The organism is Roseburia inulinivorans DSM 16841 (assembly GCF_000174195.1).
Lineage (GTDB): Bacteria > Bacillota > Clostridia > Lachnospirales > Lachnospiraceae > Roseburia > Roseburia inulinivorans.
In genome coordinates, this window is record NZ_ACFY01000007.1 from 1 (window position 1) to 8283 (window position 8283).

General features: G+C 42.5%; 5 protein-coding genes and 3 pseudogenes. 3 read left to right on the plus strand and 5 right to left on the minus strand.

The window, feature by feature from the left end; all coding sequences use genetic code 11:
- On the minus strand, positions 1-534 hold a 534-nt coding region (locus tag ROSEINA2194_RS21580; protein ID WP_252832532.1), incomplete at its 3' end, for an IS66 family transposase.
- Complete coding sequence (locus ROSEINA2194_RS21585) at positions 531-926, minus strand: exodeoxyribonuclease VII large subunit (RefSeq protein ID WP_007882210.1); 396 nt, start codon at positions 924-926, stop codon at positions 531-533. The genes ROSEINA2194_RS21580 and ROSEINA2194_RS21585, both read right to left, overlap by 4 nt.
- A 252-nt stretch (positions 927-1178) precedes the next feature.
- On the opposite strand from ROSEINA2194_RS21585, the pseudogene istA reads away from it, so the two are divergent.
- From istA to ROSEINA2194_RS21430, 3 genes and pseudogenes are all read left to right on the plus strand, one after another.
- Positions 1179-2716: pseudogene (istA, locus tag ROSEINA2194_RS00860) on the plus strand (IS21 family transposase).
- A gap of 6 nt (positions 2717-2722) precedes the next feature.
- Positions 2723-3499 (plus strand): IS21-like element helper ATPase IstB, encoded by a 777-nt coding sequence (gene istB / locus ROSEINA2194_RS00865; protein WP_007882226.1) that lies wholly within the window; start codon positions 2723-2725, stop codon positions 3497-3499.
- A 247-nt stretch (positions 3500-3746) separates the two neighbouring features.
- Entirely contained in the window at positions 3747-3968 is a 222-nt protein-coding gene (locus tag ROSEINA2194_RS21430; protein WP_044926735.1) for a hypothetical protein, read from the plus strand.
- A 352-nt stretch (positions 3969-4320) separates the two neighbouring features.
- On the opposite strand, the gene ROSEINA2194_RS00875 is transcribed toward ROSEINA2194_RS21430, so the two are convergent.
- The 3 genes and pseudogenes from ROSEINA2194_RS00875 to ROSEINA2194_RS23825 all read right to left on the minus strand — a co-directional run bounded on the left by ROSEINA2194_RS00875 (position 4321) and on the right by ROSEINA2194_RS23825 (position 8116).
- The gene (locus ROSEINA2194_RS00875; protein WP_007882232.1) at positions 4321-5013 is read right to left on the minus strand and encodes an L-ribulose-5-phosphate 4-epimerase; all 693 of its coding nucleotides are present in this window, start codon (positions 5011-5013) and stop codon (positions 4321-4323) included.
- Positions 5014-5271: 258 nt separating this feature from the next.
- Positions 5272-6511 (minus strand): annotated as a pseudogene (locus tag ROSEINA2194_RS00880) (IS66 family transposase).
- Positions 6512-6696: 185 nt separating this feature from the next.
- Positions 6697-8116: pseudogene (locus tag ROSEINA2194_RS23825) on the minus strand (IS5 family transposase).
- Between the last annotated feature and the right edge of the window lie 167 nt (positions 8117-8283).

Sequence of the window (8283 nt, forward strand, 5' to 3'; positions counted from 1 at the left end):
CACTTCCAGAAATTTCTGCGCACAGGAACCTTTCCGGCTTGGCTGGTAATCATAAAGGACAATCGGTGTGAGACCATCATTTCCAGTTGCATATAACCACATATAAGAGGTCTGTTCCGCCGTACGTCCCTTTTCCCGCAACACCTGACATGTTGTCTCATCTGCATGTACCAGGTCCCGCTTTAAAAGTTCTTCATGCAGCCGGTCATAGATCAGATAGAAATAGTTCTCTGCCGTATAAATGATCCAGTTCGCCATGGTTTCCCGTGGCAGGGTAAATCCCAGCTGGTTCATCAGAAATTCCTGGCGATAGTAAGGCACTGCCATGCCGATCTTTTCCATTGCAACATATACGGTCATGGATGGGGAAGCCGGGCTGTGTGGGATCAATGCTGCAGGTATCCTGGATTCAGCAAATATCCCGTCACCATCTTTTCTGCATTCCGGGCACTGCCATTTCTCCTGATAATAGTGGATCCGTTCCACCTTTGCCGGGGTGATCCGGAGTTCTTCACGGACAAACGATTCCGTCATATACTCCATCTTGGAATTACAATAAGGACAATGCTTATCTTCTTCCGGCAGGGGACGACTTCCTTATGGATTGGAAGATTTCCATACTGTTCTTCACGCGTCGCTTTCGCTTTGCGTGTTGTCCGTTTGTGGCTTTTGACGATCGTTGTCACAGTTTCTTCCGTTTTCTTATCCTGTTTTGTCTTCTCACTGCCTGTACCAAAGAGTTTCCGCTGGAATTCATCCAGTGTTTCCCTGAGACCGGCAATTGTTTCTTTCAGGTCATTGATGTTTTCCTTCAGTTCTGTGATGGTCTCGTCTTTTTCATCTAACCATTCAGAAAGCATCTGGATCATAAGATTCTTCTGCTTGATCTCACTGTTGAAAAGTATGTCCTGTCCTTTTTGATCCACGGTGAATCCCTCCCTCTTTTTTCGTTACCTTTATTGTACGAAAAGGAAGGCATGGTTGCAAATGCCGTCCAAAATCAGACTGGCTGAATAATCCGGTCTCCATGTCCCCATGTCCCCACTGTCCGGGGATAGGAAAGCGCAAATCCGTTTTTAAGGAAACCACCATTCCGGTGGTGGAAACCTTTATCATAAATCCCTTAGAATGTAATCATGCACCAAAAGGTGTAAATACATTCAAAGGAGGTCATGACTATGACCAAGTACCGAGAGATTCTCAGACTTAGTGGTCTGGGACTCAGTCAGCAGAACATTGCCGACAGCTGCAATGTCTCCAAGAAAACGGTCAATCGCGTTTTAAAGCGGGCTAAGGAATTAGATATTTCCTGGCCACTTGATGAAAGCGATACCGATGCTGTGCTCGCAGAAAAGTTTTTCCCTTCTGTAAATCAAGACACATCCAATAAAAGGATGCCTGACTATGATTACATCCGCAAGGAGTTACTTCGTAACGGAGTAAGCAAAAAACTCCTATGGACTGAATACATGGAGGATTGCCGTGCCAATGGCGATGAACCACTCATGTATTCGCAATTCTGCTACCACATCCAACAGGATGAGCAGAAACATCGTGCTACCATGCATATCAATCGCAAACCCGGCGAACAGGTTGAAGTTGACTGGGCAGGTGATCCTGCAACAATCATTGATCCTGATACCGGCGAAATCATCAAAGCATACATATTTGTCGTTGTAATGACTTACAGCCAGTATGCATACGTGGAAGCATTTCTGGACATGAAAAAGAAATCATGGATCAATGCACATGTCCATATGTACGAATATTTTGGCGGTGTTGCCAGAATCCTCGTACCGGATAACTGTAAAACTGCAGTTGTTCACAATGGCGGATGGAAAGACCAGCAGATCAATGAGACCTATCAGGAACTGGCTGAGCATTATGGCACTGCTATTATTCCGGCGCGTGTCAGGGCTCCCAAGGATAAGCCGAATGCTGAAGGAACGGTAGGAAATATCTCTACCTGGATAACAGCAGCACTTCGGGATGAACAGTTCTTCTCCCTTGCCGAATTAAATCGTGCAATCAGAGACAAGCTCGAACTGTTCAACCAAAGGCTCTTTCAAAAAAAGAGGGCAGCCGGCTGGACTTATTCCTTGAAGATGAAAAGCCATTACTTGCGCCATTACCTGCTACCCGCTTTGAACTGTGCGACTGGAAGACAGCCACCGTCCAGTTCAATTATCACATATCTGTGGACGGAATGCTATACTCAGTTCCGTATGAATACATCAAAAAGAAAGTTGATGTAAAGGTAACAGATACCACCATTGAAATTTTTTACAACCATAACCGCATTGCTTCCCACCGTCGTCGGAAAGGACGCCCCGGGCAGTACAGCACGGTCACGGAACATATGCCGGAAGACCACCAGAAATATCTGGAATGGAACAGCGACCGGTTCCGCAAATGGGCTGAGCGGATTGGCATAAATACGTACACTGTGGTCAATGCAATACTGACCTCCAAACGTGTGGAACAACAGACCTACCGAAGCTGTATGGGACTTCTGAAGCTTGCTGAGAAATACTCAGATGCATTGCTTGAAGCAGCCTGTAAAAAGGCATTGTCCTATACATCTTCGCCCAGTTACAAGAGCATTAAAAACATCCTTGTAACCGGTTCTGTAAAGCCGGAATCAGAAACTACTGAATCCATGACCACACATAAAGCACACGGCATCACAAGAGGTGCCGATTACTATCGGAGGTAAACACATATGACAAATCAGAGTACAATAGATAAATTAATTGAAATGTGCCTTACCACTATGGCAGATGCATTCCGCAACCAGCTGGATGATCCTAAATTTAAAGAAGTGCCATTCGAGGATCGCTTCGGTATGCTGGTGGACATCGAATACAGCAATCGTAAAAATAATCGTCAAAAACGACTGATCCGTAACGCTGGATTCGACCAGCCGGAAGCAAATATCATGGATATCAATTACACTTCCGGGCGCAAGCTTAACAAGAACCTTATTAACCGGCTTGCAACTTGCGAATATATATCTGAACACCGGAATCTCTTTATCACCGGTGCTACAGGCTGTGGTAAAACTTACATGGCCTGTGCCTTTGGCATGGAGGCTTGTAAGCAGTATTTCAATACCAGGTATGTCCGCCTTCCTGATCTGCTTATTGATCTGGAGATGGCACGGACAGATGGCAGCTACAAAAAAGTTATGGCTAAGTATGCCAATCCCGTTGTCCTGATTCTGGATGAATGGCTGCTATTGAAACCAACAGATTCAGAACAGAGGGATATCTTCAAACTACTCCACAGGAGACGCAAGAAATCTTCAACGATTTTCTGCTCCCAGTATGAATTCGAGGAATGGTATGATCAGCTTGGTGGTGATGCCAGTCCTCTTGCTGACGCAATCATCGACCGAATAGTTCATGACAGTTATCGCATCAACATCACAAGTATTGATGCTGAGCATGACAGATCCATGAGAGAAGTATACGGTTTGAATAAAGCATTACGCGAGTAAACTCGGATAATTATACAGGTGATTTCCACTTCCGGACATCTGATTCTCAAATTTCCGGAAGTACGATTTCATTGCACAAGAATATTCATTCGACCGATTTGTATGGAAAACTTTTTCATGACTTTCACTTTTCCAAAGCGCTTATTCCCTACAATCCTCGAAATGAAAGTTCTTTAAAAAAAGTTAGGTTACAATGCATACGGTTATCCAACCTGTCCTAACGATGCCTCACTTGCAAGGAAATACTGTGGTAGTACCAAAGAGAAAGGGCGTGCAGACCGTGTCAAATGGATCTGTCCTAAAATTCATTACCATCATGGCTGGGTCTGTGACTGTGATAAACCATGCAGCTCTGCTAAAAAGGGCAGAACCACTTATACTTATGAAAACATGGATTTACGTATGTTCCCCGGTATCCAGCGTGACACAAAAGAATGGAATGACACTTATAAAATACGAGCTATCGTAGAACGTGCTATTAACCATTTTTAAAATAAATATGTGTATTGCCGGAAGAAAAACAAGAAATCATACCACCACAAAATCAGATGTCTTTCTTGCAAGCATTGCCAGCCAGCTGACTTTCATCGTTGCTTATGCAATTAATTGTCCACAATGCATTCGAAGCCTAAAACCTTTAATTGCCTGAAAAAATATTCAATTGTCATAATACTTATTTGGGCTTATTGAAGTACGCCCAAAATCTGATGATTTATGTCAATTCAGAAACAATTCTGAATACTGACCCTTTTTCTCTCCTTATATAGGGGAGAGTTATCCACAGAAACTGATAAAATCATTTATCAATTACCTAAAGATATTTACTGTCCGTAATAAGCGTTTGCACCATGTTTACGGAAGAAATGCTTGTCACGAATACAATCCGGCGCAGGTTTTACTTTTGGATTAATCAGTTCTGTTTTGGTTGCCATTTTAGCAACTTCTTCTAAGACAACTGCATTTTGAACTGCCTCGGTAGCATCTTTTCCCCAGGTAAAAGGACCGTGGTTTGTACATAAAACACCAGGTGTATGCATTGGGTTAATACCACGTTTCTCAAAAGTTTCAATAATGACAAGTCCTGTATTTTTTTCATAAACGGAGTAAATTTCTTCGGGTGTAAGTTTTCTCGCACAAGGAATTGACCCGTAAAAGTGATCTGCATGTGTTGTGCCATATAAAGGAATATCACGACCTGCCTGAGCCCAGGAAGTTGCTTCCGAAGAATGGGTATGTGCGATACCTCCAATTTCCGGATATTTTTTATATAATTCCAGATGAGTTGGAGTATCAGAACTTGGTTTGTAATTTCCCTCGATTTTATTACCATCAAGATCCATGACAACCATATCATCCAGAGTTAATTTATCATAATCCACACCGCTTGGTTTGATGACAAAATATCCAGTCTCGCGATCGATGCCACTGACATTTCCCCAGGTATAGGTGATAAGCCCACGGCGTGGAAGTTCCATATTGGCTTCATAAACCTGTTTTTTTAATTCTTCTAACATATTATACGCTCCTCATATAATAATTGTATAGCCAATAAAAATGATGGTTACGCAATTATTCTTTCTATAGACTTATAGATAATCAAAGATAACTAGAATAATAAACCTCTTCATCTCATCTACATTGTTATTAATTACATAAGTTATTCTGCGATATGATATCCACAAAATCTGTTGTCTAAAGACACTGCTTTTTCGTAAACGCTCCATAGCGAATACCTTGACAATCATAAGCCACTTTTGAGACTTATAGTAAATTTATTCTCTGATGTTCTGCGGCAGTTTTGGTGACCAGGGAAGCAGATCCTCCTGAAAACTACGATCTGTGTCTTCCATATGTTCCGGAATCACTGTCAGCAAATGTTCAAAGTATTCATAGGGTTTTAAATTGTTGGCTTTCGCAGTCTCGGCAATGCTCTAGATCACAGCTGACGTCTTTGCCCCGTTTATGGTATCAATGACTTCCCAGTTCTTCTTTCCGATACAGAATCCCCGGATTGCACGTTCCGATGCATTATTATCCATCGGGACATCTCCGTCCTGAAGGAATACCTGGAGATATTTTTCCTGATTCAGAAAGTAGGTAAAGGCTACTTCCAGCTTTCCTTTTACCACGATCTGTTCTTCCGGATACATATATCCGGAACGGTGCACCCACGTATAGCTCTTGGGACCTGCCGGACGTCCGTCATGGTTTACAAGCACCGGTGTCTCATCTGCCTGAATGACATGGTAATCATACAGTTTCCGGTGAAGATAGTCATACAGAACAGAAAGGTATTCCTCACCCAGCCGAATCATCCAGTTCGCCATGTTCTGTCTAGTAATGGCCAGAACATAGCGTTTGAACTCCTGCTCCAAACTATACAACGGAACTGCATTGACATATTTTCCGTTCATAATGGTCGCCACAAGCGTGGGTGATATAGGGTTGCCATGAAGCAGTCCTCTGGGATGCTTTGCTTTTACCATATGGCCGTCTTTCTTGTCAGAATAGACTCCGATATGGTGTTCCTCTACTTCCACTTTGGCAAGAATGAACCGGTATCTGCGGGATATGGCATCCGGAAGCTGTTTCCATCCATTTTTTCCAAACTCTGCAATAAGTTCTTCCTTCGTCATGTAATGATCGATACGTTCTGTAGGAAAACCCGACAGATCCTGATCCTTTTTGCCCTTTTTCATTACAGGGTGAGAAACAGGCTCCTCCAGCTGTTCCGGTTCCAGAGCCTCAGGATTGTAAACAGCCTCAGCCTCATTAAAGAATATGATCGTTCCATCTACTTCCCTGACTTGCATCCTCCATCTTTTCAGAGGAACGTCCAAAGCGGTTCCTGTTTGCCAGAACCAGCTATTCCATCATAAGCTGCATTCTTTCGTTGAGGGAACGGACTTCTGTGGTCAGCGTCTCTAACAGTTCCCGCTGGTTCAAAAACATCTGTATCAGAAGGGACTTGTCAACAGTATTCAGTTGTTCTTCTGTGTATCTGACTGCCATGGCGGAACTCCTTTTTACTGGTTCCATTATTAGACGTTTGCGAAACGCCAAAAGCCGCATAAATACGGCATTTTTTTTGTTGCGAAAATAAAATATCTCCTCAAGGTTTATGGTAAAATAGAATTGACTAGAAACTAAATAGTGTCTGCTGATTAAGTAGCTATTTGCAGTTTCCGACTCTTATATCAGTTCCAATCATGCAAAAATTGGAACTGATACAAAAAAGTGCAAAGTATTCGTCTCAGAATTCTGAACAGATTCGTTACGAATACAGATAATGCGATAGATGTCATCTGCGTTTCCAGCAGTTTTGTGGTGATGCAGCTCATGCCATAACAGCGTTTGCCCAGACTGAAAACACGTTCCACTTCGATTCTATCTGTATTATCCTGATACTCTTGTTTTTTATCAACTTGTGCTGTTGTACCTAGTCTGCCCAGCTTTGGACCTGATAAGCGTATTCCATGCTCCTTGCAATAACTCCTGTTTTCTCTGGTCCGGTATATCTGATCCGCCAGAACACGTTCCGGATAATAACCGGTACGTACTTTGAAACGTTCGATTGCTTCAATCAGGCACGTATTCTCATTGTATGCCTCGAATGATATTTTTTCGATACACCTATAACCTTCGCTGTCAAGGCTGAGATCAAATTTTGCTCCAAATTCAACTGGTGCTTTGACCTTCCCTCTGATAATCGGTCGAATCCATGGCTGCGAAATACTTACAATTCGGTGCTCCACAAAATGGACTCTGTTATCATACATATACTGTTGCTGCACATACAGCCTGATAATGGTAAGATATAAGTTGATGTCCTTACCTGTCATGGCGTATCCTTCACTCATGAACTGTTCCAGATACCGGAGATTCCTTTTCACATATGAAAGCTGTTTACGAAGTGCGTTGCGGATCTTCTTTGATGTATGTTTTTTGCTCTTGGCAAACGCAAGATACTCTTTTCTGGCACGTTTACGGTATCTTCTTGGCAGCTTAAGGCTATATCATTTACAAAAATGGTAAATGATATTTTCCAGTTTTTCCCTTGCTTCATTCAAAAGCGAAACGTCCTGCGGATAACGGATGTTTGCAGGCGAGCAGGTTGCATCAATAGTCAGCGTTCCTTTATTTGTATCTTCTTTTGCAGTATCATCGTCACTGTTTTTCTCTCCGGATGGAGGAGCAGGGTCATCTTTATCATCATCCTTGTGATCAAGAAGATACTCATTTGCTTCCATCAGCATCTCTGCTGAAATGCGTTTTGCGGAAAAGAACTAGTGTACTTGCATCAAACAAAGCTTCTTCCTGAAAGCCCGGAAGCCCGATAAAATACTGCAGATACGGATTCTCAGCAATCTGATCGATGAGTTCACGGTCGGAATACTGAAATCTGGTCTGAATGATCAGAGCTCCCAATGCCATACGGAGAGGTTTGGCAACATTACCTGTACCACTTGGAAACAGTCTGGCATATTTTGCCTCAAACTCATCCCATGGTATCCGGTCAGCCAATTTTACCCAGCGGTTATCCGGATTTATATGGAGTCCCATAGGCTGGTTGAAATCGAGGAATGAATGCTGTAACCAGTCTATCGGTCTGTACATTGTTTTAGCCCCTTTATCTTTATAATCTGTAAGAAAGATGCATGAAAAATGATTTGATTTCATCAAAATCCTTGCAATTATTATAGCAGAAAATGGGATAAAAATCAGTAAAATCAAGTGTTTTCAATTTGTTCAGCAGACACTAAATAACCATCCACCTAAAGGAG

Bases quoted from the DNA above. Each gene is read 5' to 3' on its own strand.
- ROSEINA2194_RS00875 (WP_007882232.1), bottom strand. From the start codon at position 5,013: ATGTTAGAAGAATTAAAAAAACAGGTTTATGAAGCCAATATGGAACTT.
- istB (WP_007882226.1), top strand. From the start codon at position 2,723: ATGACAAATCAGAGTACAATAGATAAATTAATTGAAATGTGCCTTACC.